Genomic DNA, 25,472 nt, shown 5'->3' on the forward strand with positions numbered 1-25,472 from the left:
CGCTACCTTGCGACCACACCTCGCCTATCGCGTCCGTCGTCTGCGTGGATGACCTCGATGCCGCCTGGCGCCTGCAGAACCACGGGCGTTTCTTCAGCCACTTCGCAGTGCACGACCAGCTCGCGCGCCGAACGCCACTCGACGCGCGGGTCGGGATGACGGCAATAGGCTGCGAAGACCAGGGTGGACTTCGGCCAGGGCATCAGTCGACGACGCACGTAAACGCCGCTTCCGTAGGGCCGAAGTTCACCTTCGTCCTGGGTAAATGGTTGGGCGACGTACGCGCGGTCGGGTGACACGGCGGCATCGCCTTGTTTGAAGTGCAAGGCCGCCCAGAGGTAATGCTCGACTCCCCACCACGCGACCACGCCCACCATGACGACAGCGACGACGATCCCGAACGCGTCAGCTTTGCCGATCTTCACCATGGCCCTTACTCCCCGAGCAACACTTCCAGCACCGCCATGCGCGCGGCGACGCCGTTCGACACCTGGCGGAGGATGAGCGACTGCGGGCCGTCGGCGACGTCGTCGTCGATTTCCACGCCGCGGTTCATCGGACCCGGATGCAGCACGGCCGCATCCGGCGCCGCGCGCTTCAGGCGCTTCGCCGTCAGGCCGTAGTCGCGGTGGTAGTCGGCCAGCGAACCGACGAGGCCTTCTTCCATCCGCTCGCGCTGCAAGCGCAGCATCATCACGGCGTCGACGCCTTCGAGCGCGGAATCCAGGTCGTCGGTGACGGTGCAGCCGGCGAGTGTCGTGTCGTCGGGCAACAGCGTCGACGGGCCGCACACGCGGATCTCGCCCATGCCCAGCGTGCGCAGCGCATGCAGGTCGGTGCGCGCGACGCGCGAGTGCTTCACGTCGCCGACGATCGCGACCTTCAATTGCGAGAAGTCGCTGCCCTTCGCCTGGCGCAGCGTGAGCATGTCGAGCAGGCCTTGCGTCGGATGCGCGATGCGGCCGTCGCCCGCGTTGACGAGCGCGGTGCCGGGTCGCACTTGCGACGCGAGTACGGCGACCGCGCCGTCTTCCTTGTGGCGAACGACGAACCCGTGCACGCCCATGGCTTCGAGGTTCTTCATCGTGTCGAGCGCAGTCTCGCCCTTGCTCGTCGACGACGTCGATGCGTCGAACACGAGCACGTCGGCGCCGAGTTTCTGCGCGGCGATCTGGAAACTCGAACGCGTGCGCGTCGACGGTTCGAAGAACAGCGTGCACACCGTGCGACCGGCGAGCGCGGTGCGCAGCGACGGATCGCCGCGGCGGTCGTCGAAGTTCTGCGCGAGGTCGAGCAATCGCACGAGCACCGTGCGCGGCAAGCCTTCGAGCGTGAGGAAATGGCGCAGTCGTCCCTGCGCGTCCACCTGGGCAACGGTCACTCGGAGGCTCCGCTCTGCGGGTTCGGATTGGGGTTGGGGGCGAAATACGGGGCGATGTACGCGCTGTCGTCGACGCGGATCGCGTCCTGCGGCGCGGCGAGCCAGCGTTCGATGATCACCGCGGCGGCGACCGCGTCGAGCGCGGCGGCATCGCGGCGCTTCTTGCGGCCTTCGGCGCGATCGGAGGCGAACCGTTGCGCGGCTTCGATGGAGCTCGCGCGTTCGTCGACGAGCACCACCGGCAGGTGATAACGCCCGTGCAGTTCGCGCGCGAACGCGTGCGCGCGACGACGGATGGGCTGGTCGCCGCCATCCAGCGTCATCGGATCGCCGACGACCAGACCGTCGGGACGCCACTCCGCGCGCAGCCGATCGATCGCCGACCAGTCGGGACCGTGCGCGTGCACGTCGATCACCGCGAGTGCGCGGGCGCCGCTGCCGAACGCGCTGCCGACGGCGACGCCGATGCGCCTCGCGCCGACGTCGAACCCGAGCACGGTGCCGTCGAGTCTCATCGGGCGGGCCTCATCAGGCGTGCCCGCTGTGGTCGGCCAGCAGCGACAGGTCGACGCCGATGCTGCCGGCCGCGGCCTGCCAGCGCGCGGCCAGCGGCGTCCTGAACAACAGGCCGGCGTCGACGGGGACGCTGAGCCAGCTGTCTTCGGTGAGTTCCTGTTCGAGTTGGCCCGCGCCCCATCCGGCGCAGCCGAGCGCGACGATCGCGTTCGCGGGGCCCGAGCCGCCGGCCATCGCCTCGAGGATGTCGCGCGAGGTCGTGACGAACAGCGAATCGCTGATCGCCATCGTCGAATCCCAACCGTCGCCGCCGTCGTGCAGCACGAAGCCGCGTTCGGGATGCACGGGGCCGCCGGACAGCACGACCTGCGCGCGCAGGTCCGCGTTTTCGGTGTCGATGCCCATCTGCTGGAACACATCGCCGAGCGTGTATTCCGACGCGCGATTGACGACCACGCCCATCGCGCCCTCGTCGTCGTGCTGGCACACCAGCGTCACGCTGCGGGCGAAATGCGGGTCCGCCAGCGCGGGCAGCGCGATCAGCAATCGGTTCGCGAGCGGCGTCGGGGTGGCCTGCATGGGCGGGATTCTAACTCCGCTTGGCGCGCGTGGCCGAACGGCGTCGTTCATCGGGCCACTCACCGGTCCTCGACCCGCGCATCGCCAGCATCGGCGGGACATGATCCGGATCGGCATCTCGGGCTGGCGCTATGCGCCCTGGCGCGGCGTCTTCTACCCGCCGGGGTTGCCGCAGAAACGCGAGCTGGAATACGCCGCGCGCCTGTTCCCCAGCATCGAAATCAACGGGTCGTTCTACTCCCTGCAGTCGCCCGCCAGCTGGCAGGCCTGGCACGACGCGACGCCCGGCCACTTCGTGTTCGCGGTGAAAGGGCCGCGCTTCGTCACCCACATCCTGCGCCTGCGCGGCGCCGAAACGGCGCTCGCGAACTTCTTCGCATCGGGGGTCCTGCTGCTTCGGCGCAAGCTGGGGCCGATGCTGTGGCAGTTCCCGCCGAACTTCCGCTTCGACGCGGAACGCTTCGCCACGTTCTTCGCGCAGCTGCCGCGAACGCTGCGGGATGCGACGGCGCTGGCTGAACGCCACGACCAGGATCGCATGCGCGGTCGCCATGCATGGCCGGAGGAGATCGACGCAGCGCAACGCATCCGTCACTGCATCGAGATCCGCCACCCGTCGTTCGAGACCCCCGCATTCATCGCGCTGCTGCGCGAACACGACATCGGCCTCGTCGTCGCCGACACCGCCGGCAAGTGGCCGCTGCTGTTCGACGTCACCTCGGACTTCGTCTACATGCGCCTGCACGGCGACGAAGCGCTGTACGTCAGCGGCTACTCCGACGCGGCGATCGGCCAATGGGCGAACCGCATGCGCGATTGGGCCGATGCTGGACTCGATCTCTATTGCTATTTCGACAACGACGTGAAAGTGCACGCGCCATTCGATGCGCATGCGCTGATGCGCGCGCTCGGTGCCGACGTGCCGATCTTCATGCCCGACGTGCGCGAAACGCGCGCGCAGCTGCCTTACGAAGCGCGCACCGACACGCCCGCGGGCTTGCGCCGCTGATCTAGCGAAGGGCAATCAGCGCTTTCAGGATCACCGAGAGCATGCTCGGCTTGCGCCGAATGGCTTGCGGCTTGCGCCGACGCTTGGGCTTTCCGGTGGACAACATCGGTTCGATCCGCTTTGAAGTGCAGCGAACTCTACGGATCGATAGGCGCAATCAAGCCCCGGAAACAACGAAGGAGCGGTTTCCCGCTCCTTCTGTTGATTCGGCGCATCGGGGAAGTGCACGTTTCCCGAAGGAGCCCTCTTGCCGCGCCTTATCGAGCTTCGGCCACTTCCACGCCGTCCAGACCCTGGGCCAACGTCCGCGCATCGCCGCCTTGGGCGAGCTTGATGCGCAACCGCACTTCGTTCGCCGAGTCGGCGTAGCGCAGCGCGTCCTCGTAGGAGATCTCGCCGGCCTGGTACAGCTCGAACAGGCTCTGGTCGAAGGTCTTCATGCCGAGGTTGGTGGATTCCTTCATCACTTCCTTCAGCTTGTGGATCTCGCCGTCGCGGATGTAGTCCTGCACGAGCGGCGTGCCGAGCATGATCTCCATCGCGACGCGGCGGGACTTGCCGTCGGGCGTCGGGATCAGCTGCTGCGCGACCACGCCCTTGAGGTTGAGCGAGAGGTCCATCAGCAACTGGCCGCGGCGGTCTTCCGGGAAGAAGTTGATGACGCGGTCCATCGCCTGGTTGGCGTTGTTGGCGTGCAGCGTGCAGAGCACGAGGTGGCCGGTTTCGGCGAACGCGATCGCGTGGTCCATGCCTTCGCGCGTGCGCACTTCGCCGATCATGATCACGTCCGGCGCCTGGCGCAGCGTGTTCTTCAGTGCGTTCTCCCAGCTGTCGGTGTCGATGCCGACTTCGCGCTGGGTGATGATGTTGCCCTCGTGCTTGTGCACGAATTCGATCGGGTCCTCGATCGTGATGATGTGGCCCGTCGAGTTCTGGTTGCGGTAACCGATCATCGCGGCCAGCGACGTCGACTTACCGGTACCGGTCGCGCCGACGAAGATGATGATGCCGCGCTTGGTCATCGCCAGCGTCTTGATGATCGGCGGCAGGTTCAGTTCTTCGACGCTCGGGATCTTGGTCTCGATGCGGCGCAGCACCATGCCGACCTGGTTGCGCTGGTAGAAGCACGACACGCGGAAGCGACCCACGCCGGCCACGCCGATCGCGAAGTTGCACTCGTGCGTCTTCTCGAACTCCTCGCGCTGCTGCGGGTTCATCACGTTGAGCACGAGGTCGCGGCTCTGCTGCGGCGTCAGCGGGTTCTGCGTGATCGGCGAGATCTTGCCGTGGACCTTCATCGACGGCGGCATGCCCGCGGTGATGAACAGGTCCGACGCCTTCTGGTGCGCCATCAGCTTGAGGAACGAGGTGAAATCGATGCTGCTCATGGTGTTACTCCGTGGCCCCGCGCTTTGCCAGGCCCGCTGCTGATTAGGGATTACTCGAACAGGCGCTTGTCTTTCGCATATTCCCTGGCGTGCTGGCGCGTGACCATGCCGCGCTTCACGAGATCCTGCAGGTGCTGGTCCAGCGTCATCATGCCGTGGGCCTGGCCGGTCTGGATGGCCGAGTACATCTGCGCGACCTTGTCCTCGCGGATGAGGTTACGGATCGCGGGGATGCCGACCATGATTTCCCACGCGGCCGTACGGCCGCCGCCGACCTTCTTCATCAGCGCCTGGGAGATCACCGCGCGCAGCGATTCGGACAGCATCGAGCGCACCATCGGCTTTTCGCCGGCGGGGAACACGTCGATGATGCGGTCGATGGTCTTGGCCGCCGACGAGGTATGCAGCGTGGCGAACACCAGGTGGCCCGTTTCCGCGGCGGTGAGCGCCAGGCGGATGGTTTCGATGTCGCGCATTTCGCCGACGAGGATGTAGTCGGGATCTTCGCGAAGCGCCGAACGCAGCGCTTCATTGAAGCCATGCGTGTCGCGATGCACTTCGCGCTGGTTGATCAGGCACTTCTGCGAGGTGTGCACGAACTCGATCGGGTCTTCGACCGAGAGGATGTGCGCATACTCGTTCTTGTTCACGTGGTCGAGCATCGCCGCCAGCGTGGTCGACTTGCCCGAACCGGTCGGGCCGGTCACGAGGATCAGGCCCTGCGGCTGCTCGATCAGTTCCTTGAAGATGCGCGGGCAGCCGAGGTCCTCGAGCGTCAGCACTTCGGAAGGAACGGTACGGAACACCGCACCGGCGCCGCGGTTCTGGTTGAACGCATTGACGCGGAAGCGCGCCAGGCCCGGGATCTCGAACGAGAAGTCGACTTCGAGGAATTCTTCGTAATCGCGTCGCTGCTTGTCCGACATGATGTCGTACACCAGCGCATGCACCTGCTTGTGGTCGAGCGCCGGGATGTTGATGCGGCGGACGTCGCCGTCCACGCGGATCATGGGCGGCAGGCCGGCCGACAGGTGCAGGTCGGACGCCTTGTTCTTGACCGAAAACGCCAACAGCTCGGCGATATCCATTTACGTGCTCCCCCGCACGGCAGTGTTGTGCGCAACGATGAACGACTGGTGCCGGGCACCCCCTGCGGGCAGTATGGGCGCCGCCCTCCCCGGGGTGTCAACCGCGGAAACCGCGGCGATCACGAGGTTGCGACGAGATGCTCACCCCTGCCCTGCATGCTGTCGTTCAACGATTACAGAACGCGGCTCGGCAGTCAGGTCGGCCAGCGCCGACGCTGCTCGCGGTCGGCAAGCGGCAACCGGCGGCGGCGATCGCCGCGCTGGCGGCCGCCGGACAGCACGCCTTCGGCGAGAACTACGTGCAGGAAGCGGTGGCCAAGCAGGCCGAACTGGCCAGCGATCCGCGCGCGGCCGGGCTCGAATGGCACCTGATCGGCCACCTGCAATCCAACAAGGCCACGCTCGCCGCGCAGGCCTTCGACTGGGTGCAGACCGTCGACCGCGCGAAGCTCGTGCCCCTGCTCGCCGCCGCGCGCCCGGCCGATCGCCCGCCGCTGAACGTGCTCCTCCAGGTGAACATCGACGACGAAACGAGCAAGCACGGCTGCGCGCCCGGGGATGTCGCGGCCCTCGCCGACGCCGTCGCCTCACAACCGCGCCTGCGCCTGCGCGGCCTGATGGCGATCCCCGCCCCGCTGCCCGACATGGACCGTCGCCGCGACGCCTTCCGTCGCATGAAGGCCCTGTTCGATGCGCAGGCCGCGCGCTTCGCCTCGATCGACACGCTGTCGATGGGCATGAGCGAAGACTTCGAACTCGCCATCGCCGAGGGCGCCACGATGGTGCGCGTGGGCACCGCGTTGTTCGGCGAGCGACCCGCACGCGGATAAACTGGCGCGATGGAACATCTCCTCGCATTCATCGGCGGCGGCAACATGGCCCGCAGCCTCATCGGCGGACTCGTGGCGCGCGGCGTGCCGGCGTCCGACATCCGCGTCGCCGAACCGCTCGAAGCGCTGCGCGATTCGCTGTCGCGCGACTTCGGCGTGCGTGTGTCCGGCGACAACGCCGCCACCGCGCGCGACGCCGGCACATGGGTCCTCGGCGTGAAGCCGCAGGTCATGCGCATGGTGTGCGAAGCGCTCGCGCCGATCGCGCAAGCCGAGGGCCCGTTGATCGTGTCGATCGCCGCGGGCATCACCACTACGCAACTCGAACGCTGGCTCGGCGGCGACCTCCCCGTCGTGCGCACGATGCCCAACACGCCCGCATTGCTCGGCGCGGGCGTCACCGGCCTGTACGCGAACGCGCGCGTGAGCGATGCACAACGCGAGCGCACGCAGGTGCTGCTCGCCTCCGCCGGCACGACCGTGTGGATCGACGACGAAGCGCGCATGGACGCGGTGACCGCGGTGTCTGGCAGCGGCCCCGCGTACGTGTTCCTGCTCGCCGAAGCGATGCAGGCGGCCGGCGAGGCCGAAGGGCTTTCGCACGATGCGGCACGCGCACTCGCGCTGCAGACAATCCTCGGCGCAGGACGCATGCTCGTCGAAAGCGACGTCGAAGCCGCCGAACTGCGCCGCCGCGTCACTTCGCCCAACGGCACCACGCATGCGGCGATCGAAACCTTCGAAGCCGGCGGCTTCCGCGATCTCGTGCGCCGCGCCGTGCACGCAGCCGCCGTCCGCGGCAAGGAGCTCTCCGATGCGAACGATTGAGCAAGCCTGCGTTGCGTTGTTGTGCCTCGCCCTCGCCGCGTGCGGCGGAGGCGGCAGCGAGCCGGTGCCCGCGCAACCCGCGCCCCCGCCGGCGGAACTCCACGTCGGCGACCTGCACGTGCATGCGACCGCGGTGAACACGATGGCGCTGCCGGAACGCGTGACGCGCAACTACGGCATCGCGCGCGGCGAACAAGTGTGGATGCTGCTGGTCACCACGCGCCGCGGCGAAGAAGGCAAGGACGTCGCCGTGCCCGCGAAAGTCGAAGCGACCGCGCGCAGCCTGCAGGGTCAGCGCATCGACATCGTCATGCGCGAGCTGCGCACGCCCGACGGATTGATCGACAACGTCGGCACGTTCTCGATCACGCCGCCCGACACGCTCCAGTTCAACGTGCAGGTGACGGCGGAAAACGAACCGACGCGCACCCTCGAGTTCACGCGCGAAGTGGCGAAGTAGCCCAGGCGCGCACGATGCGCGCGATTTCGCTGACGCCGTCGGTCAGCGCCGCCGGGCCCGGTTGCAGGATGATCGGCGACTTCACTTCGTGCAGTTCGCCGTCGCGCACCGCGGGGATCGCGTCCCAGCCGGGGCGCGCGGCGACGCGCTCGGGGCGGAAGCGCTTGCCGCACCACGAGCCGAGGATGATGTCCGGCGCGCGGCGGATCACTTCGTCGCTGTCTTCGAGGATGCGTTGCTTCGCGAGCGGTTCGAGCGCGCGTTCGGGGAAGATGTCGTCGCCGCCGGCGATGCGCACGAGTTCGGCGACCCAGCGAATACCGGTGATCGGCGGTTCGTCCCACTCTTCGAAGTAGACGCGCGGGCGGCGTTCCAGCTGCGCCGCTTCACGTGCGATCGCTTCGAGCCCGCGTTCGAGTTCGCCTGCATACGCATCGGCGCGCGCGGCGGCGCCGACGAGCGCGCCGAGGCGGCGCACGTAATCGAGGATGCCTTCGACGCTGCGGTGGTTCGAGATCCACACCTCGACGCCGCGGCGCACGAGTTCGGCCGCGATGTCGGCCTGGATGTCGGAGAAGCCGATCGCGAAGTCGGGCTGCAAGGCCATGATCGCGTCGATCTTCGCGCTGGTGAACGCGCTGACCTTCGGTTTCTCGCGGCGCGCGGCAGTCGGGCGCACGGTGAAGCCGCTGATGCCGACGATGCGATGTTGTTCGCCGAGCGCGTAGAGCGTTTCGGTCGGTTCTTCGGTCAGGCAGACGATGCGGGACGGCGGCATCGGCTTACGGATACAGCATGCGCGTGGTCCACGTGCCGCTGGCGTCGTCGCATTCGTGCAGGTGGCGTTCGTGCAGGCGGAACTCGGCGCCGTACCAGAACTCGATCGCGCGCGGCACGATGCGGAAGCCGCCCCAGCGTGGCGGGCGCGGCACGGGCTGGCCTTCGAAGCGCGCTTCCACTTCGTGGACGCGCACGTCGAAGGTGGTGCGCGTGTCGAGCGTCTCGGACTGCATCGACGCCCACGCGCCGACCTGGCTCCCGCGCGGGCGCGTCGCGAAGTACGCGTCGGCCTCGGCGTCGGCGACGATCTCGACTTCGCCCTCGATGCGGACCTGCACGCCGCCGCGCACGCGCGGCCAGTGGAACAGGAGCGCGGCCCGCGGGTTGGCCTGCAGTTCGCGGCCCTTGCGCCCGTCGAGGTGGGTGTAGAACACGAAGCCGCGCGGATCGTGCGCCTTCAGCAGCACGGTGCGCGCCGAGGGGCGGCCCTGTGCATCGGCGGTCGCGACGACCATCGCGGTGCGGTCGGGTTCGCCCGCCTCCGCCGCTTCGGCGAACAGGCGGTCGAAGGTGGACAGGACATCGGCAGGGATGGGAGTACGCATGGGCGCATTCTCGCGCATTACTATCGCCGGGTATGAATCCCGCCCCGCACCTCGTCCTCGTCGGCCCCATGGGCGCCGGCAAGACCTCGATCGGCCGCCGCCTCGCGGCGCGGTTGGGGCTGCCCTTCACGGACATGGATGCGCGAATCGAAGCGAACGCCGGGGCGAAGGTGACGACCATCTTCCAACTCGAAGGCGAAGCCGGCTTCCGTGCGCGCGAGCGCGCGATGCTCGACGAAGTGCTGCGCGCACCGAGCCAGGTGATCGCCGCGGGCGGCGGGGTCGTGCTCGCCGACGACAATCGCCGCGCGTTGCGCGAACGCGCCTTCGTCGTGTGCCTGGATCTCGACGTCGACGGACAACTCGAACGCCTCGCGCGCGATCGCACGCGCCCGTTGCTGCAACGCGACGATCGCGAAGCGGTGCTGCGCGATCTCGCGCAGGCGCGCGCGCCGCTGTACGCCGAAGTCGCGGACCTGCGTTTCGCCACCGACGGCATGAAGCCCGAGGACGCCGCGACGGCCCTGGCGACCATCGTCGATGCGCAATGGCGACGCAGCGAGGCCGCGGCATGAGCGGCGCGCGGCATGTCGACGTTGGCGGCGCAGCGCCCTATCGCATCGCGATCGGCGATGGCCTGCTGCGCGACGGCGCCGCGCTCGCCTCGCACGTGCGCGGGCGCCATGCGTTCCTCGTCAGCGACGCGAACGTCGCACCGTTGTATGCACGCGATGTCGCCGACGCCATCCAGGCCGCGCGCCCCGACGTGCGCTGCATCGTATCGTGCATGCCCGCCGGCGAATCGGCGAAGACGCTCGATCGCTTCGGCGAACTGCTGCGCGAACTCGCCGACTTCGGCGCGACGCGCGATGCGTGCGTGTTCGCGCTCGGCGGCGGCGTGGTCGGCGACATCGCCGGATTCGCCGCGGCGTGCTGGATGCGCGGCATCGATTGCGTGCAGTTGCCGACGACGCTGCTCGCGATGGTCGACTCCTCGGTCGGCGGCAAGACCGCGGTCGACCTGCCGCAGGGCAAGAACCTCGTCGGCGCCTTCCATCCGCCGCGCGCGGTGTTCGCCGACACCGCGACGCTGCGCACCCTGCCCGACCGCGAACTGCGCGCGGGCCTGGCCGAAGTGGTGAAGTACGGCGCGATCCGCGACGACGCGTTCCTCGATTGGCTCGACGCACACGCCGAAGCGCTGCTCGCGCGCGACGCCGGCGCACTCGCCGAGGCGATCGCCCGCAGCTGCGCGCACAAGGCCGCGATCGTCGAACGCGATCCGCTCGAACACGGCGAGCGCGCACTGCTCAACTTCGGCCACACCTTCGCGCACGCAATCGAAACCGAACAGGGCTACGGCGGCCTGAACCACGGCGAGGCGGTCGCCGTCGGCATGGTGCGCGCGGCGCATCTCTCGACGCAGCTCGGCCTCGCGGACGCGGCCGATGCCCGCCGACTCGAAGCGCTCCTCGCGCGTTTCGGCCTGCCCGTCGAAGTGCCCGCGGGCTTGGCACCCGATGCGCTGGTCTCCCGCATGCGCCTGGACAAGAAGGCCGCGGCCGGGCGCCTTCGCTTCGTCGTCTGGCGCGGCGCGGGTCGTGCGGAAGTCCTGTCCGACGTGCCGGACGACGCGGTCCTCGCCGTCCTCTGAAGGCCCGGGGGCTACAATGCGCCCCGCATGCGCATGCTCCTGCAAGAACGACCCAACGGTCGCGAGGCCCCGCGCTTCGTCCAGCTGATGCTCGAGGCCGACCTGCTCGGCGGCTGGACGCTCGTTCGCGAAACGGGCCAGATCGGCGGGCGCAGCTCGCTGAAACGCGAGCAATACCTCGACCAGGGCAGCGCACTCGCGGCGTTCGAACATGCGCGCGACCTGCAACTGAAGAAAGGTTTCCAGTTGATGTTCGTGCAGGGCGCCGACGCGCCGCGCCCCTGATCCAGACCAGCATTCCCCCCGGCATTCACAGAGATCCCGCGTGTCCCCCACCCTGAAGAACGACCGCTTCCTGCGCGCGCTCCGTCGCGAACCCGTCGACGCCACGCCCGTCTGGCTCATGCGCCAGGCCGGCCGCTATCTGCCGGAGTACCGCGCCACGCGCGCGAAGGCCGGCAGCTTCCTCGCGATGGCGAAGAACCCCGAGCTCGCCTGTGAAGTCACGCTGCAACCGCTCGCGCGCTTCGACCTCGACGCGGCGATCCTGTTCTCCGACATCCTGACCGTGCCCGATGCGATGGGCCTGGGCCTGTATTTCGTCGAAGGCGAAGGCCCGAAGTTCGAACACCCGGTTCGATCAGCCGCCGAGATCGCGAAGCTCGCGGTGCCCGACATGGCGACCGAACTGCGCTACGTGATGGACGCGGTGTCGGTGATCCGCCGCGAACTCGACGGGCGCGTGCCGCTGATCGGCTTCTCCGGCAGCCCGTGGACGCTGGCCTGCTACATGGTCGAAGGCGGCGGCAGCGACAACTTCTCGAAGGTGAAGAAGCTCGCGCTCGACGATCCGAAGGCGATGCACGCGCTGCTGTCGGTCAACACCGACGCGGTGATCGCGTACCTGCGCGCGCAGTACGAAGCGGGCGCGCAGGCGCTGCAGGTGTTCGATACGTGGGGCGGCGTGTTGTCGCCGTCGATGTATCGCGAGTTCTCGCTGCCGTACCTCACGCGCATCGCGCGCGAACTGAAGCGCGACGGCGCGCCGCTGATCCTGTTCGGCAAGGGCAATGCGCCGTATCTCGAGGAACTCGCGGCGAGCGGCGCGGAAGGCGTCGGCGTCGACTGGCTGATCGAACTCGAAGAGGCCGCGCGTCGCACGAAGGGCAGCGTCGCGCTGCAGGGCAACCTCGATCCCGCGATGTTGTACGGCTCGCCCGACAGCGTGCGCATGCGCGTGCGCGAAGCGCTCGACAGTTACGTCGCGGGCAATGGCGGATCGCGCGACGGCCACGTGTTCAACCTGGGCCACGGGTTGTCGCCGGACATGAATCCCGAGCACGTCGGCGCGCTTGTCGACGAAGTGCACAAGCACAGCGCACGGTGATGCGATGAAGTCGCGCGTGCTTCAGCGCGCGACGTCGCCCGAATCCACGGGGCCCGTGTACTGCGGGCTCCAGCCGTCGCCGGTCTTCACGCGCACGTTCGCGAAGTACGCCGGCAAGCCTTCCTCGAACTTCGGCCCCGACTGCAGCTGGTAATGCAGGTGCACGAGGAAGGCGTCGCCCGACATGCCCATCGCACCGATCGCTTCGCCTGCGCGCACGCGCTGGCCTGCGCGCACGCGCACGCTGCCTTCCTTCAGGTGCGCGAACACGCTGTACTCGCCGTTGCCGTGGTCGATCACCACGTAGTTGCCGAGGAACAGCGTCAGGTCCTGCATGATCTGTTCCTGCGTGAACGCGGGCGGCGCGCCCTTGCGGTTGTCGCGCATGCCGTCGCGCGCGACGTGCACCACGCCGTCGCCGGTCGCATGCACGGGTGCGCCGTAGCCGAACCAGTCTTCCGGCGTCGCGCCGTCGGTGCGATAGAGGCGCCCCTGCGCGTCGGCGACGGTGAAGTCGTGCGCGTAACGCATGAAGTTCGCGTCGATGCCGAAGTGCGTCGTCATGCCGCCGGTGATGTCGAGGCGGCGATGGTGCGCGAGCAGGTCGTGTCCGTCGTGCACGAAGACCTCGCCGTCGAGCGGGAGGTGCAACGCACTGCGCGGCGTGAAGTCCTTCGGCGCGATGCGCAGTTCGACGCGCGTTTCTGCGCCATCGTCGTCGCGGGCCGGGCGGAACGTCGCGACATAACGCAGGTCGCCGAGCCAGGCGTCCGCGGAAAACGATGCGAACGGATTGAACACGACCAGCCTGCCCTTCGCCGGCAACGTGCGATTCGGCAAGGTGGCCAGCGACATCGTCGTCGAGTCGCCATTGCGATCGAGCCGCCGCTGCGAGAAGAAGCGGCCCTCGCGATCGAACAGCGTGAGTTCGAGCCCCGTCAGTTCCAGCGCCACGTCGCCGTCGTTGGCGAACACCAGGTCGAAGTTCAGATGCCGCGCATCGCGCATGCGTTCGACCAGCGGCTGCGACGGCAGCGTGGTGACGGTCGGTGCGGCGGCGGCCAGCGGCGCCACGCCCAGCAAACAAAACAGCAGCCAAACGCGCATGCGGACGCTCCTTCGACGGGTTCCCAGCGGATACGGCCGCGCGGCGCGCGGTTGCAGGCTTGCGGCGCTCCGGGACGCCGGCCGCACGATTCACGCAAGCCGGTCTAGGATGGCGGCCTGCGTCGAACCTTCCGGGCGACGCGGGCCATCCACGACCATCCCACGCGTGCAAGCCCCGACCATGCCCGACCGCATCGTTTCGCGATTCGCCATGTTGCTCCTCGCCGGCCTGCTCCTGGCGAGCGTGCCGTCGTTGCCGGCGCACGCCGAGGAGACGACGTACGCGCTCGACCCCGTGCACACGCGCGTGATGGTCGCGGTGAGCCACGCCGGCTTCTCCAACCCGATGGGCACGGTGTCCGGTTCGACCGGCACGTTCGTGTTCGACCCCGAGGACTGGTCGAAGGCGCGCGTCGAAGCGAAGGTACCGATCGACCGCCTCGACTTCGGCGACAAGAAGTGGAACGACGCCGTGCTCGGCCACAACTTCCTCGATGCGAAGGACCACCCCGAGGCGACGTTCGTGTCCACGCGCATCGAACCGATCGATGCGACGCATGCGACCGTGTTCGGCAACCTCACCCTGCGCGGCGTGACGCGCGAGGTGAAGCTGGATGTCGTGTTCCACCAGGCCAAGCGCCATCCGATGCCGCCGTTCCGCCGCACCGCGGGCTTCTCCGCGACCGGCACGCTGAGCCGCCGCGTGTTCGCGATCACCGCGTATCCGAACGTGGTCGGCGACGAAGTGGAACTGCGCATCGAAGCCGAAGGCGCGCGCACGCGCGACGGGATGCAGGAACCCGCGGCGCCTTCGAGCGTCCCATCTGCAACGAGCGTCGCGCCGCCGTCGAGTGTCGCGTTGCCCTCGCCCGCGACGGTCGCACCCGCGCCCGACATCGACACGCGACCGTAAACTCGCCACGATCCCGCACATGAGCGCCGCGATGCCCCTCGATCCGTCCCCCCGCCGGTACCGCAACGTCGAACGTTGGGGTCCGGTCAGCCAGGCGTTCCACTGGCTCATCGTCATCGGCATCGTCGTCATGGCGATCGTCGGCCTGACGATGACCGGAATGCGCACCAGCCCCGACAAGGTGCAGCTGTATGCGCTGCACAAGTCGATCGGCCTGACGATTCTCGCACTCGTTGCGCTGCGCGTGGTGTGGCGCCTGTTCGCCGGCGCGCCGCCACGCATCGAAACGATCCCCACGTGGCAGCACCGCATCGCCACGCTCGCGCACTTCGGGCTGTACGTGTTGTTGTTCGCGGTGCCGATCAGCGGGTGGGTGATGAACTCCGCGTCGGGCTTTCCGTTGTGGTGGTTCGGCCTGCTCCGCGTGCCCGCGATCGCCGGCAAGGACCACGACCTGCACGAACTCTCCGAGGACGTGCACGAGCTGTTGTTCTGGGCGCTGATCGCGCTCGCGCTCGTGCATGCGTCGGCCGCGATCTACCATCACCTGTTCCAGCGCGATGCCACGCTCGAGCGCATGTTGCCGCGCGGGTGGCTGCGCGTGACGGAGGACTCCCGCGATGTCTAAGTCCGTTCTTCGTCCGCTGCTGCTCGCGTGCGCGCTGGCCGCCGCGTCCTTCGGTGCGTTCGCCGGCGACTGGACGCAGGCCGCGGGTTCGAAGCTCGAATTCGCCGGCACGTACCAGGGCGATGCGTTCTCGGGCAGCTTCCCCGGCTTCGCCACGCGCATGCGCTTCGATCCGCAGCAACTCGCGGGTGCGCGCCTCGATGTCGTGATCCCGATGGTCAACGCGACGACCGGCACCGAGGATTACGACGTCGAAATGCGGGGCGCCGAGTTCTTCGACAGCGCCAGGTTTCCGCAGGCGCGCTACACCGCAACGAAATTCCGCGCCCTCGGCGGCAATCGCTTCGCCGCCGACGGCACGCTGTCGCTGCACGGCGTGAGCAAACCAGTGACGCTGACATTCACGTGGACGCCGGGCGCGAAGCCCGTGCTCGACGGCAAGGCCACGGTGAAGCGCCTCGACTTCGGCATCGGCGCGGGCGAATGGGCCGACACTGATTTGCTGCCCGATCCCATCACCGTGACGACGAAGGTCGTTTTCACGCCGAAGGGGTGACGGCGGAAAAAGGGGTCGAAAAAGGGGGTCAGAGCACCTTTTCCGTGAAAAGGTGCTCTGACCCCTTTTTCACGCGAGGAAGGCGCGGACCTTGTCTGCGTCAAAGGGCCAGTCGAGCTCAGCGTCGCGCGCCTCATCGCGCAGGACCGGCACGCGCGCGCCGTAGCGCGCTTCCAGCGCTTCGTCGTCGTCGATCCACACGGATTCGAAATCGGGCGTGCGGGCGGCGGCGAGGACCGCGAGGGCCTGGTCGCAAAGCGGGCAATCGTCGCGCTGGAACAGACGGATGCGCATGGTGCTGGCAGCAAGCTTCGGTTGGACGAGGGGCATAGAATAGGGATCTCTCCGCAGTCCCGCAGTCAGCACGCCCATGGCCGTCAGCACCTTCGACCTCTTCAAGATCGGCGTCGGACCGAGTTCCTCGCACACGGTCGGCCCGATGCGCGCGGCGTGCCGCTTCGCCGAGAAGTGGCTGGATGCGTCCGGCAAGTTGTCGCAGGTGGCGCGCGTGCGCTCGGAAGTGTTCGGCTCGCTCGCGCTCACCGGGCGCGGCCACGGCACCGACAAGGCGGTGCTGATGGGGCTGGAAGGCCACATGCCGAACCTGATCGACCCCGACATCATTCCGCCCGCGCTCGAGCGCATCCGCGGCACGAAGACGCTGCGCCTCCTGGGCAAGCACGAGGTCGCCTTCGACGAGAAGCAGGACCTGGTGATGAACAAGCGCCAGAAGCTGCCGTTCCACACCAACGGCATGCGCTTCTCCGCGTTCGACGCGGAAGGCAACGTGCTCGCCACGCGCGACTACTACTCGGTCGGCGGCGGCTTCGTCGTCAACCAGGATGAAGCAGCGGAAGACCGCATCGTCGCGGACACGACCGAGCTCGCGCATCCCTTCCACAGCGGCGCCGAGTTGCTCGCGCAGGCGGAAGCGACGGGGCTCAGCTTCGCGCAGCTGATGTTCGCCAACGAACACGCGTGGCGCGAAGGCGACGAGATCCGCGAAGGCCTGCGCGAACTCTGGCGCGCGATGCAATCGTGCGTGCAGCGCGGCATCCGCGAGAGCGGCACGCTGCCGGGCGGCCTTCACGTCGCGCGACGGGCGCCGGCTTTGCACGCGGAGTTGTCGTCGCGACCCGAGGCGGCGATGCGCGATCCGCTGACCGTGCTCGACTGGGTCAACCTCTACGCGCTCGCGGTGAATGAAGAGAACGCCGCGGGCGGTCGCGTGGTCACCGCGCCCACCAACGGTGCGGCGGGCATCATTCCCGCGGTGCTGCACTACTACGATCGTTTCTGCCCCGGCGCGACCGAACAGGGCGTGTTCGACTTCCTGCTCACCGCGGCCGCGGTCGGCATCCTCTACAAGGAGAACGCGTCGATCAGCGGCGCGGAAGTCGGCTGCCAGGGCGAAGTGGGCGTCGCGTGCTCGATGGCGGCCGCGGGCCTCACCGCCGCGCTCGGCGGCACGCCGGGCCAGATCGAGAACGCGGCCGAGATCGGCATGGAGCACAACCTCGGCCTCACGTGCGACCCGATCGGCGGCCTCGTGCAGATTCCCTGCATCGAGCGCAACGCGATGGGCGCTGTGAAGGCGATCAACGCCTCGCGCATGGCGCTGCGCGGCGACGGCAAGCACAAGGTATCGCTCGACAAGGTCATCAAGACCATGCGCGACACCGGGCGCGACATGCAGGACAAGTACAAGGAAACCTCGCGCGGCGGCCTCGCGGTGAATGTCATCGAGTGCTGATGTAACGACGGGGAAACGGGAAACTCGGGAACCGGGAAATCGGCCTTCACTTCGGCCGACGGACCCGTCGGCCGAAGTGGCCTGTCCCTCCCGTTTCCCGTGTTTCCCGTTTCCCGCTTTCCACCGCTTTGGCCCTACACTCGCCCCATGGCAGACGCCCTGGGGACGCTTCGCCGATTCCTGCTGCTGACCGGTCTCTATTACGCCGGCGCGGTCATGGCGTCGCTGTACCTGCGCACCCCCGAAGACATCACGCTGTTCTGGCCGAGCGCCGGCATCGGGTTCGCCCTCGTCGTCAGCTGGGGCAAGCGCTGGGCGGTGGTCGTGCCCTTCGCGGTCATCGCGCTGCATCTCACGGTCCTTCCGGTCCCCGAGACCTTCCTGCCCTATTCGATCGCGAGCAACACGATCGCGGCGCTCGTCGCCGGTTGGTACGCCGAACGCGCGCGACGCGGCGACGGCCTGCACCTGCGCACCGCGGACGGATTGATGTTGCTGCGCGGCGGCCTGCTGCTCGCCGCGACCAGCGCGACCATCGGCACCGCGGGCCTGCTGCACGCGGGCATCGTCGATCCCTCCCACACGTTGCGCGCCTGGGTGTTGTGGGCGATGGGCGACGCACTCGGCATCACGACATTCACGCCGGCCTTCTCGGTGCTGCTCGCCGACGGCGGATTGCGTGAAGGCCTGTGGCGCGATCGCGTCGGTCGCCGCGAACAGGTCGCGTGGGGCCTCGGCCTGATCCTCTCGCTCGCGGGCATCGTCACCGCGGGCAACAGCGGCAACCTCTACGCGCTCGGCCTCGTGAGCCTGCCGCTCGCGCTGCTGTTGTGGGCCGCGGTGCGGTTCTCGCCGCTGACCACGATGGTGGGCACGATCCTCGTCGTCACCTTCATCAGCCTGCTCACCGGGCTCGGGCTCGGCGGCTTCACCCGTCCGCTGACGCTGCTCGATTCGTCGGTGCTGATGCTGCTGCTGATCCTGATCTCCGTGATCCCGGTCCTGCTCGCGATCGCGACGTACGAACAACGCCACACCGCGATCGCGCTGTACACGCGCGCCACGCGCGATCCGCTCACCGGCTTGCTCAACCGCAGCACGTTCGAGGAGCGCGCGCGCGAAAAGCTCGCGGGCGATGCGCATCGCGACCTGAGCCTGCTGTACCTGGACCTCGACCACTTCAAGCTCGTCAACGATTCGGCGAGCCACGTCGCGGGCGACGACATGATCCGCACGGTGGGCGGGCTCGTGTCCGCGGAGTTCGGCGACGACGCGCTCGTCGCGCGCACCGGCGGCGACGAATTCGCGGTGCTCGTGCCGGTGACCGAATCGGCTGCGATCACCTGCGGGCGTCGCCTGCTCGCTTCGATCGACGGCCTGCGCATCGCGTGGCAGGACCAGATGCTCACCGCCGCGGCGAGCATCGGCATCGCGCACAGCCGCGCGCCGCACGGCGACTTCGACACGTTGCTCTCGCACGCCGACGCCGCGTGTTTCGCGGCGAAGGAATACGGCGGCAACCGCCTGGTCGCGGCCTCGCGCGAAGGCGACGAACTGAAGGTGCGCACCGCGTCGATGCGGTCGGCGCTGCAGGTGCGCGAAGCGCTCGACCAGCGTCGCTTCACGCTGTACTGCCAGCCCATCGTGCCGCTGGATCCGCTGGCGACGACGAAGCGCAACTTCGAGATCCTGCTGCGCTGGACCGATGCCGACGGCGCGCCGCGCGCACCGGCGGAACTGATCGCCGCCGCCGAACGCTATCGCCTCGGGCCGCGCCTGGATCGCTACGTGGTCGATGCGGTGCTGCACTGGCTCGAAACGCATCCCGAGTACGCGGACACCATCCACCACTGCGGCATCAACCTCGGCGGCGGCACGCTCGTGGACGAAGAATTCAGCGATTACTTCGCCGCACGCCTGCGCCGCAGCAGCGTACCCGCCGAACGCCTGTGCCTGGAAATCACCGAAACGAACGTCGTGCGCGATCGCACGCGCGCGCAGCGGTTCATCAAGCGCATGCGCGACCTCGGTTGCCGCTTCGCGCTGGACGACTTCGGCACCGGCTTCTGTTCGTTCGGCTACCTGCAGCACCTCGACGTCGACTATTTGAAGATCGACGGCAGCTTCGTGCGCGACCTCGGCAACTCGGAACTGGCGGAAGCGGTCGTGCGTTCGATCACGGAGATCGCGCACGTGCTCGACAAGCGCACCGTCGCCGAGCAGGCCGAAACCCGCGCGCAGCTCGACAGCCTGCGCGCGATGGGCGTGGATTACGCGCAGGGTTACGCGATCAGCCGGCCCCAGCCGATCGATGCGTTCTTCGAGGACGTCGCGACGCTGCGGATCGCCTGAGCGCCACGCAGCGCGTCGCGGATCGCCAGCACGTCGTCGAGCATCGCGGCCGCGGTGACGTCGGCGCCCGCGCCCGGGCCCTGGATGACGAGCGGCTGCCCGGCGTAGCGCGCGGAGCGGATCGCGACGCGGTTGTCGGTGCCCCCGCCTGCCGCGAGCGGATGGCCGGCCACGAGTGTTTCGAGGCCGACGCGTGCGACGCCGTCGTGCCAGCGCGCGACGAAATGCAGGCGGGCGCCGGTTTCGCGCGCGGCATCGAGGAGCGACTGCATCGGCGCATCGAGTGTCGCGAGCTGTTCGTCGATCGCATCCAGGTCGGCAGCCGCGAGTGCATCGGGCACCAGCGATTCGACCTGCACGGTGTCGGCCTCGAGCGCGACGCCCGCGGCACGCGCGAGGATCAGCAACTTGCGCCGCACGTCTTCGCCGGACAGGTCGATGCGCGGATCCGGTTCGGTGTAGCCGGCGGCGCGCGCTTCGCGCACGAGCGTCGAGAACGGCACGCGACCGTCGAAGTGCGCGAACAGCCACGCGAGCGAACCGGACAACACGCCCGCCACGCCGTGGATCGCATCGCCGCCCGCCCGCAGCGCGCGCAGGCTGCGCAGCAACGGCAGGCCCGCGCCGACGGTCGCGGCGTCGCCGTAGCGTGCGCCGCTGGCGATGCACGCCTGTTCGATCGCATCGGCGCGCGCGAGCGAGGCGCCGCGTCCGAGCTTGTTCGCCGTCACCACGTGCACGCCGCGCGCGAGCCACTCGGCGTGGCGCGCCGCGACGGTGTCGCTCGCGGTTGCGTCGAGGACGATCTGCGCCGCGTCCGCATCGAGGTCGCTCCATTCGTGGCGCGAGTTCTCCACGTGCACGACGACAAGCGACGCGTCGGCGAAGCGTTCGAGCCGCGCGAGCACCGCGCGACCCACCTGCCCCGTGCCGTACAGCGCGATGGGCAGCGGCGCGCTCACGTCGCGACCTCGCGGCGCGCTTCGCGCACCACCGCGTGCGCGCGTTCGAGCGCATCGCTGATGTCGGCGAGGAGGTCGTCCGCGTGTTCGATGCCCACCGACAGGCGCAGCAGGCCATCGCCGATGCCGGCGTTCGCGCGCGCTTCGGCCGACATCGCCGCATGCGTCATCGTGGCCGGATGCGCGACGAGGCTTTCGACGCCGCCGAGCGATTCGGCCAGCGTGAAGCAGCGCAGGCCGTCGAGGAACGCACGCACCGCATCGACGCCGCCATCGAGTTCGAGCGACAGCATCGCGCCGAACCCCGACTGCTGCCGCTTCGCGAGCGCATGGCCCGGATGGCGCGACAGGCCCGGATAGTGCACGGCGCGTACCGCCGGGTGATCGTCGAGCAATGCGGCGATCGCCTGCGCATTCTCCTGGTGCACGCGCAGGCGCGCGCCCAGCGTGCGCAGCCCGCGCAGAGTGAGGAAGCTGTCGAACGGCGCACCGGTCAAACCGAGCGCGTTGGCCCACCACGTCAGTTGCTGGTGGTCTTCCTGCGAACGCGCGACCACCGCGCCGCCGACGACGTCGCTGTGTCCGTTGATGTACTTCGTCGTCGAATGCACGACGACATCCGCGCCGAACGCGATCGGTTGCTGCAGCGCGGGCGACAGGAACGTGTTGTCGACCACCGCGCGCGCGCCGGCGCCGTGCGCGGCGTCGATCGCGAAGCGCAGGTCGGTGATGCGCAGCAGCGGATTGGAGGGCGTTTCGATCCACACCAGCGCCGGCTTGCGATCCAGTGCGGCGGTCAGCGCACGCGGGTCGGAGAGATCGGCGAGCACGAGTTCGAAGTGGCCCTTGCGTGCGAGCGCGTCGAACAGGCGCCAGCTGCCGCCGTATGCGTCATGCGTCGCGACGAGCACGTCGCCGGGGCGCAGGAACGCATGCAACACGAGCGTGATCGCGGCCATGCCGGTCGAAGTGACGACGCCGCCCGCCCCGCCTTCGAGCTCGGCGAGCGCGTCGGCGAGCAGGTCGCGCGTCGGATTGCCGCTGCGCGTGTAGTCGTAGCGACGCTTGTCGTCGAAGCCGGCGAAGCTGAAGTTCGACGACAGCACGAGCGGCGGCACGACCGCACCGAAGGCCTCGTCGCGATCGATGCCCGCGCGCACTGCCGCGGTGCTCGGATGCAGGGTGTGCAGATTCTGCCCGTCCGGAGGCAACGCGCTCATGCGCACACCTCCCGCTTTCCATCGAGCGCACCGACATCGAGCGCACGCGCGAGCACCTGCGCGATCGCGTCAGGCTCCTTGAGGAACCCGTCGTGCCCGTACTGCGAATGCAACACCTGCAGGCGCACCGGCGCGGCGATGCCGGCGGCGAGCGTACGGATGTCGTCGGGCGGGACCAGCTGGTCCTCGGCGAAGGCGACGAGCGTCGTCGGAATGCGCACCGCCGGGGGAGGGATGGCGTGCAGATCGATCGACTCCGACAGGCGCACGAACGCCGTCGCCGAGGTGCGGTTTGCCCAGGACGCGCCGCGTTCGGCGAGCCAGGCTTCGGAGGCGCAGCGTGCGCTGCCGCCGTCCAGGATGGGGGTGGCGTCGAAGCGCGCGCCGAATTCCTCCGGCGTGCGGTAGCTCAGCATCGCGATCTGGCGCGCGATCGACAGGCCCTGCGCTTCGTCGCACTGCAACTGGCCGAGCGCAACGACGCTGCGCTGCAGCGCGCGCCATGCGCTCGCGAAAGGATGCGGGCGATGCGCGCCGGCGATGGCGACGAGCTTTTGCACGCGCGAGGGATGCGCGACCGCGAACGCGAGGCCGACCATCGCGCCGTACGAGCAGCCGACGATCGCGTCGAGCGCATCGATATCGAGCGCGTCGAGCACCGCCGCGAGCGCCGCGGCCTGGTCGGCGGTGTCGATCGGCACGTCGAGCGCACCGTCGCTGCCGAGCCAGTCGATCGACAACACGCGGTGCGTCGCGAGCCAGCGTGCATCGGCCTGTGCGTCCCACCAGCCGCGTTCGCAGAACGCATCGCTCGCGGCGACGTGGCGATGCGCGGAGATGCCGCCGAGCACGGCGACGATGGGCAGGTGCGCGGCGCCGCGCACTTCCCAGCGCACGACGACGCGCTGCACGCCGGCATGGCGGAACGCGAGGGTCAGCGGGAACTCGCCGCGACACGCATCGGGCGTGTCGCCCGCGGCATCGACGTGGCGAACGGAAGGGAGAACTTCGAAGGATCGGGCAGCGGCGGCGGGCATCTCGCACTCCATGGTCGGTGGGCCGCCATCGAGCGCGCTGCGGGGGTTTCGTCAGATGCGAATCGAGCGCCGCGCAACGTCGCGCGGAATTCGATCCATCTGCCGGTGGGCACGGGGCCCCCGCAGGATTTGGCACCAATCGCCATCGCTTGCGCGATGTCGCGGTTGCCCCGGCGTCTGCGGGCCTGTCCCTCAGCCGGTCTCGATGGATGGCCGCAGGATGCCGCCGACCCGGCGGCTTGTCAATCGCTTTATCCGGATGAAGCGATTCGTTGTTGGGTGGGCGCGGTCCGCCCCCCATGTGCGCGGGTCGTGAGCACTCCGCATTCACGCTCGCGCATACTTGGCGCCATGCCATCCCACATCCGATTCCTCCCCCTGCTCCTGGGTTCGCTGCTGGCCGCTTCGTGCGCCACCGCGCCCGCCCCCGAAACCCCCGCTCCTTCCGCACCCGCACAGGCCTCCGCGCCTGAACCGGTGACCGTGGCCGAGCGATACATCACCGTGGAAACGCCCGCCGAAGAGCTCGATTCGCTCGCCACCTGGCTCGCCGACGACGGCATGACGTGGCTGATCGCGACGGGCAAGTCGTCGCATCGCCTCACCGTCTACGACGCCGAGGACGGCACGCGCCTGCGCGAATTCGGCGGCGAAGGCAGCGGCCCCGGCCAGTTCAATCGCCCCAACGGCATCGCGGTGTACGGCGACCACCTGTTCGTCGTCGAGCGCGACAACCATCGCGTGCAGGTGCTCAAGCTCCCCGACTTCCAGTTCGTCGGCACGTTCGGCGAGGAACAACTGCGCAGCCCCTACGGTCTGTGGGTCAACGAAACCGAACCGGGCGAACTCGAGGTCTACGTGACCGACAGTTTCATGTACGGCAAGCAGTTCGACGAAGTGCCGCCGCTCGACGAGTTGAGCCAGCGCGTGCGTCGTTATCGCGTGCAGTTCGACCAGGCCGGCCAGCTCCGCGCCAACTATGGCGGTGCGTTCGGCGACACGAAGGCCGACAGCGCGCTGCGCATGGTCGAATCGATCGCCGGCGACCGCGCGAACGACCGCCTGCTGATCGCCGACGAAGACCGTCGCCACGAATCGACGCTGCGCGAATACAGTTTCTCCGGCCAGTACACCGGCCGCAGCCTGCCGCAGGACAGCTTCGGCGCCGAGGCCGAGGGCGTGGTGCTGTGGACCTGCCCCGACGGCGGCGGTTACTGGATCGCGGTCGACCAGCTCGCGCCGCTGACGTTGTTCCACCTGTTCGATCGCGTGACGCTCGAACCGCGCGGCACGTTCCGCGGCAGCACCACCGCGCACACCGACGGCGTCGCGTTGCATGCCGCGTCGATGCCGCACTTCCCGGGCGGCGCGCTATTTGCGGTGCACGACGACAAGGCGGTGGCGGCGTTCGACCTGCGCGACGTCGCGAATGCGTTGAACCTGTCGAAGGATTGCGTCGACTGACTATGCGCGCTCACGTGCGATGGCTGGCGGTGGCTTGCGTGGCGCTCGCATGCGTCGCAATGGGCGCGCACGCGGGCAAGGTGTATCGGTGGGTCGACAAGAACGGCGTCGTGCACTACGGCGACCGTCCGCCGCCCGATGCGAAGCTCGAAGGCCAGCAGGTCCGCGTGATTCCCGTGCGCGCCGAGCCCGGCGCGATGGCGCGCCTGCGCCTGGAACGCGAGGAAGGCATGTCGCTCGCCTTCGCCGACAACGCGATCGCCGGCCCGGTCGAAGTGCTGCTGAAGTTCACCAAGTCGGTCAACACGCGCGGCGAACCCGAACTTCCCGCACGCGCCACCGTGCCGGCCAACGGGTCGGTACTGCTCGCGCGCCTGATGCCGGTTCGCGCGGGCGCCGGCGAGTTCGGCCTGGCGATGGAAGTGGTGCCCGGCGATCCGCGCGCGACGCCGGACGACATCGTGTACGGCCTGCCGATCCCGCGCGAGAAGCTGCGCGTCGAACAGGGCTTCAACGGCCGCTTCAGCCACACCGACACGCAGAACCAGTACGCGATCGATTTCCGCGCCGCGCAGGGCACGCCGGTGTTGGCCGCGCGCGCGGGCACGGTGATGCAGGTCGAGTCCGACTTCGACAAGGCCGGCCTGGACCTGGAGAAATACGGTGGCCGCGCCAACTACGTGCGCGTCCTCCACGACGACGGCACGATGGCCCTGTACGCGCACCTGCGCGAGGAAGGCGTGCTGGTCCGCGTCGGCCAGCGCGTGCGCACCGGGCAGCGCATCGGCCTGTCGGGCAACACCGGCTTCACCAGCGGGCCGCACCTGCATTTCGCGGTGCAGGTGAACCGGGGCATGAAGCTGGTCTCGATCCCCTTCCGCATGACGGGCGTGACGGATCGGCCCTGACCCGCCCGGTCCCGGCGTCCCGGGTTAAAATCGCCGCCTTTCCGACTCCCCCCGTGCGCGTTCGCGC

Annotated in this window: 27 protein-coding genes, 1 pseudogene and 1 riboswitch; of the genes and pseudogenes, 15 read left to right on the plus strand and 13 right to left on the minus strand. The window is 68.8% G+C overall.

Features of this window, described 5'->3' with window-relative positions:
- Positions 1 to 2: 2 nt before the first annotated feature.
- From LK996_RS12915 to LK996_RS12930, 4 genes and pseudogenes are all read right to left on the minus strand, one after another.
- Positions 3 to 428, minus strand: coding sequence for a hypothetical protein (locus tag LK996_RS12915; RefSeq protein WP_230527771.1), 426 nt, complete (start codon positions 426 to 428; stop codon positions 3 to 5).
- 5 nt (positions 429 to 433) lie between these two features.
- On the minus strand, positions 434 to 1,381 hold the full coding sequence (locus LK996_RS12920; protein WP_230527772.1) for an aspartate carbamoyltransferase catalytic subunit: 948 nt from the start codon (positions 1,379 to 1,381) through the stop codon (positions 434 to 436).
- Positions 1,382 to 1,461: 80 nt separating this feature from the next.
- Positions 1,462 to 1,896, minus strand: a pseudogene (gene ruvX / locus LK996_RS12925) (Holliday junction resolvase RuvX); the annotation flags it as partial.
- A 13-nt stretch (positions 1,897 to 1,909) separates the two neighbouring features.
- Positions 1,910 to 2,476, minus strand: coding sequence for a YqgE/AlgH family protein (locus tag LK996_RS12930; RefSeq protein ID WP_230527773.1), 567 nt, complete (start codon positions 2,474 to 2,476; stop codon positions 1,910 to 1,912).
- Between the two features lie 100 nt (positions 2,477 to 2,576).
- On the opposite strand from LK996_RS12930, the gene LK996_RS12935 reads away from it, so the two are divergent.
- Positions 2,577 to 3,485, plus strand: a complete 909-nt coding sequence (locus tag LK996_RS12935) for a DUF72 domain-containing protein (RefSeq protein WP_230527774.1) — start codon at positions 2,577 to 2,579, stop codon at positions 3,483 to 3,485.
- Positions 3,486 to 3,742: 257 nt separating this feature from the next.
- Here LK996_RS12935 and LK996_RS12940 read toward each other — a convergent pair whose 3' ends face one another.
- Complete coding sequence (locus LK996_RS12940; protein ID WP_230527775.1) at positions 3,743 to 4,873, minus strand: PilT/PilU family type 4a pilus ATPase; 1,131 nt, start codon at positions 4,871 to 4,873, stop codon at positions 3,743 to 3,745.
- 50 nt (positions 4,874 to 4,923) lie between these two features.
- Positions 4,924 to 5,961 (minus strand): type IV pilus twitching motility protein PilT, encoded by a 1,038-nt coding sequence (locus tag LK996_RS12945; protein WP_230527776.1) that lies wholly within the window; start codon positions 5,959 to 5,961, stop codon positions 4,924 to 4,926.
- A gap of 137 nt (positions 5,962 to 6,098) precedes the next feature.
- Here LK996_RS12945 and LK996_RS12950 point away from each other — a divergent pair, with 137 nt between their 5' ends.
- Genes LK996_RS12950 through LK996_RS12960 form a run of 3 tightly spaced genes read left to right on the plus strand, consistent with a single transcriptional unit; the run spans position 6,099 to position 8,079 of the window.
- Positions 6,099 to 6,791, plus strand: coding sequence for a YggS family pyridoxal phosphate-dependent enzyme (locus tag LK996_RS12950; protein WP_230527777.1), 693 nt, complete (start codon positions 6,099 to 6,101; stop codon positions 6,789 to 6,791).
- Positions 6,792 to 6,800: 9 nt separating this feature from the next.
- Positions 6,801 to 7,619 carry a pyrroline-5-carboxylate reductase gene (gene proC / locus LK996_RS12955; RefSeq protein WP_230527778.1) on the plus strand — a complete coding sequence of 273 codons (819 nt, stop codon included), beginning with the start codon at positions 6,801 to 6,803 and terminating at the stop codon, positions 7,617 to 7,619.
- Complete coding sequence (locus LK996_RS12960; RefSeq protein ID WP_230527779.1) at positions 7,606 to 8,079, plus strand: DUF4426 domain-containing protein; 474 nt, start codon at positions 7,606 to 7,608, stop codon at positions 8,077 to 8,079. The genes proC and LK996_RS12960 overlap by 14 nt, the downstream gene beginning before the upstream one ends.
- Here the strand turns inward: LK996_RS12960 and LK996_RS12965 are convergent.
- Complete coding sequence (locus tag LK996_RS12965) at positions 8,057 to 8,857, minus strand: ABC transporter substrate-binding protein (RefSeq protein WP_230527780.1); 801 nt, start codon at positions 8,855 to 8,857, stop codon at positions 8,057 to 8,059. The genes LK996_RS12960 and LK996_RS12965 overlap by 23 nt on opposite strands.
- A 4-nt stretch (positions 8,858 to 8,861) precedes the next feature.
- A complete protein-coding gene (gene pdxH, locus LK996_RS12970; RefSeq protein ID WP_230527781.1) occupies positions 8,862 to 9,464 on the minus strand; it encodes a pyridoxamine 5'-phosphate oxidase in 603 nt (200 codons plus the stop codon).
- A gap of 32 nt (positions 9,465 to 9,496) precedes the next feature.
- Here pdxH and LK996_RS12975 point away from each other — a divergent pair, with 32 nt between their 5' ends.
- The 4 genes from LK996_RS12975 to hemE are packed head-to-tail and all read left to right on the plus strand — an operon-like array spanning position 9,497 to position 12,505.
- The gene (locus LK996_RS12975) at positions 9,497 to 10,039 is read left to right on the plus strand and encodes a shikimate kinase (protein WP_230527782.1); all 543 of its coding nucleotides are present in this window, start codon (positions 9,497 to 9,499) and stop codon (positions 10,037 to 10,039) included.
- Positions 10,036 to 11,118 carry a 3-dehydroquinate synthase gene (gene aroB / locus LK996_RS12980; RefSeq protein ID WP_230527984.1) on the plus strand — a complete coding sequence of 361 codons (1,083 nt, stop codon included), beginning with the start codon at positions 10,036 to 10,038 and terminating at the stop codon, positions 11,116 to 11,118. The genes LK996_RS12975 and aroB overlap by 4 nt, the downstream gene beginning before the upstream one ends.
- 27 nt (positions 11,119 to 11,145) lie before the next feature.
- Positions 11,146 to 11,403, plus strand: coding sequence for a WGR domain-containing protein (locus LK996_RS12985; protein ID WP_230527783.1), 258 nt, complete (start codon positions 11,146 to 11,148; stop codon positions 11,401 to 11,403).
- Between the two features lie 40 nt (positions 11,404 to 11,443).
- Positions 11,444 to 12,505: a uroporphyrinogen decarboxylase gene (hemE, locus tag LK996_RS12990; protein ID WP_230527784.1), complete on the plus strand. Its 1,062-nt coding sequence runs from the start codon at positions 11,444 to 11,446 to the stop codon at positions 12,503 to 12,505.
- 21 nt (positions 12,506 to 12,526) lie between these two features.
- Here the strand turns inward: hemE and LK996_RS12995 are convergent, their stop codons facing one another.
- A complete protein-coding gene (locus LK996_RS12995; protein ID WP_230527785.1) occupies positions 12,527 to 13,612 on the minus strand; it encodes a M23 family metallopeptidase in 1,086 nt (361 codons plus the stop codon).
- Positions 13,613 to 13,823: 211 nt separating this feature from the next.
- On the opposite strand from LK996_RS12995, the gene LK996_RS13000 reads away from it, so the two are divergent.
- From LK996_RS13000 to LK996_RS13010, 3 genes are read left to right on the plus strand one after another with little or no spacing between them, the layout of a single operon-like run.
- Complete coding sequence (locus tag LK996_RS13000; protein WP_230527786.1) at positions 13,824 to 14,525, plus strand: YceI family protein; 702 nt, start codon at positions 13,824 to 13,826, stop codon at positions 14,523 to 14,525.
- Positions 14,526 to 14,544: 19 nt separating this feature from the next.
- Positions 14,545 to 15,153, plus strand: a complete 609-nt coding sequence (locus tag LK996_RS13005) for a cytochrome b (protein ID WP_230527787.1) — start codon at positions 14,545 to 14,547, stop codon at positions 15,151 to 15,153.
- Entirely contained in the window at positions 15,146 to 15,709 is a 564-nt protein-coding gene (locus LK996_RS13010; RefSeq protein WP_230527788.1) for a YceI family protein, read from the plus strand. Before LK996_RS13005 ends, LK996_RS13010 begins: the two co-directional genes overlap by 8 nt.
- Before the next feature lie 69 nt (positions 15,710 to 15,778).
- On the opposite strand, the gene LK996_RS13015 is transcribed toward LK996_RS13010, so the two are convergent.
- Positions 15,779 to 16,003: a glutaredoxin family protein gene (locus LK996_RS13015; protein WP_230527985.1), complete on the minus strand. Its 225-nt coding sequence runs from the start codon at positions 16,001 to 16,003 to the stop codon at positions 15,779 to 15,781.
- Positions 16,004 to 16,079: 76 nt separating this feature from the next.
- Between LK996_RS13015 and LK996_RS13020 the strand changes: the two genes are divergently transcribed.
- Both LK996_RS13020 and LK996_RS13025 read left to right on the plus strand, forming a co-directional pair.
- Positions 16,080 to 17,462 (plus strand): L-serine ammonia-lyase, encoded by a 1,383-nt coding sequence (locus LK996_RS13020; RefSeq protein WP_230527789.1) that lies wholly within the window; start codon positions 16,080 to 16,082, stop codon positions 17,460 to 17,462.
- Between the two features lie 147 nt (positions 17,463 to 17,609).
- Positions 17,610 to 19,814, plus strand: a complete 2,205-nt coding sequence (locus tag LK996_RS13025) for a putative bifunctional diguanylate cyclase/phosphodiesterase (RefSeq protein WP_230527790.1) — start codon at positions 17,610 to 17,612, stop codon at positions 19,812 to 19,814.
- Here LK996_RS13025 and LK996_RS13030 read toward each other — a convergent pair.
- The 3 genes from LK996_RS13030 to metX all read right to left on the minus strand — a co-directional run bounded on the left by LK996_RS13030 (position 19,745) and on the right by metX (position 23,033).
- Positions 19,745 to 20,677 (minus strand): homoserine dehydrogenase family protein, encoded by a 933-nt coding sequence (locus tag LK996_RS13030; protein WP_425493785.1) that lies wholly within the window; start codon positions 20,675 to 20,677, stop codon positions 19,745 to 19,747. The genes LK996_RS13025 and LK996_RS13030 overlap by 70 nt on opposite strands.
- Positions 20,678 to 20,772: 95 nt before the next feature.
- Entirely contained in the window at positions 20,773 to 21,996 is a 1,224-nt protein-coding gene (gene metB / locus LK996_RS13035; protein ID WP_230527792.1) for a cystathionine gamma-synthase, read from the minus strand.
- On the minus strand, positions 21,993 to 23,033 hold the full coding sequence (gene metX / locus LK996_RS13040) for a homoserine O-succinyltransferase MetX (protein WP_230527793.1): 1,041 nt from the start codon (positions 23,031 to 23,033) through the stop codon (positions 21,993 to 21,995). The genes metB and metX overlap by 4 nt, the downstream gene beginning before the upstream one ends.
- A gap of 92 nt (positions 23,034 to 23,125) precedes the next feature.
- A riboswitch (SAM riboswitch) is annotated at positions 23,126 to 23,245 on the minus strand.
- A gap of 139 nt (positions 23,246 to 23,384) precedes the next feature.
- On the opposite strand from metX, the gene LK996_RS13045 reads away from it, so the two are divergent.
- Entirely contained in the window at positions 23,385 to 24,497 is a 1,113-nt protein-coding gene (locus LK996_RS13045; RefSeq protein ID WP_230527794.1) for an NHL repeat-containing protein, read from the plus strand.
- A 2-nt stretch (positions 24,498 to 24,499) separates the two neighbouring features.
- Positions 24,500 to 25,405: a peptidoglycan DD-metalloendopeptidase family protein gene (locus LK996_RS13050; RefSeq protein WP_230527795.1), complete on the plus strand. Its 906-nt coding sequence runs from the start codon at positions 24,500 to 24,502 to the stop codon at positions 25,403 to 25,405.
- Positions 25,406 to 25,472 lie beyond the last annotated feature (67 nt).

The organism is Noviluteimonas lactosilytica (assembly GCF_020866925.1).
GTDB classification, from domain to species: Bacteria; Pseudomonadota; Gammaproteobacteria; order Xanthomonadales; family Xanthomonadaceae; genus Noviluteimonas; species Noviluteimonas lactosilytica.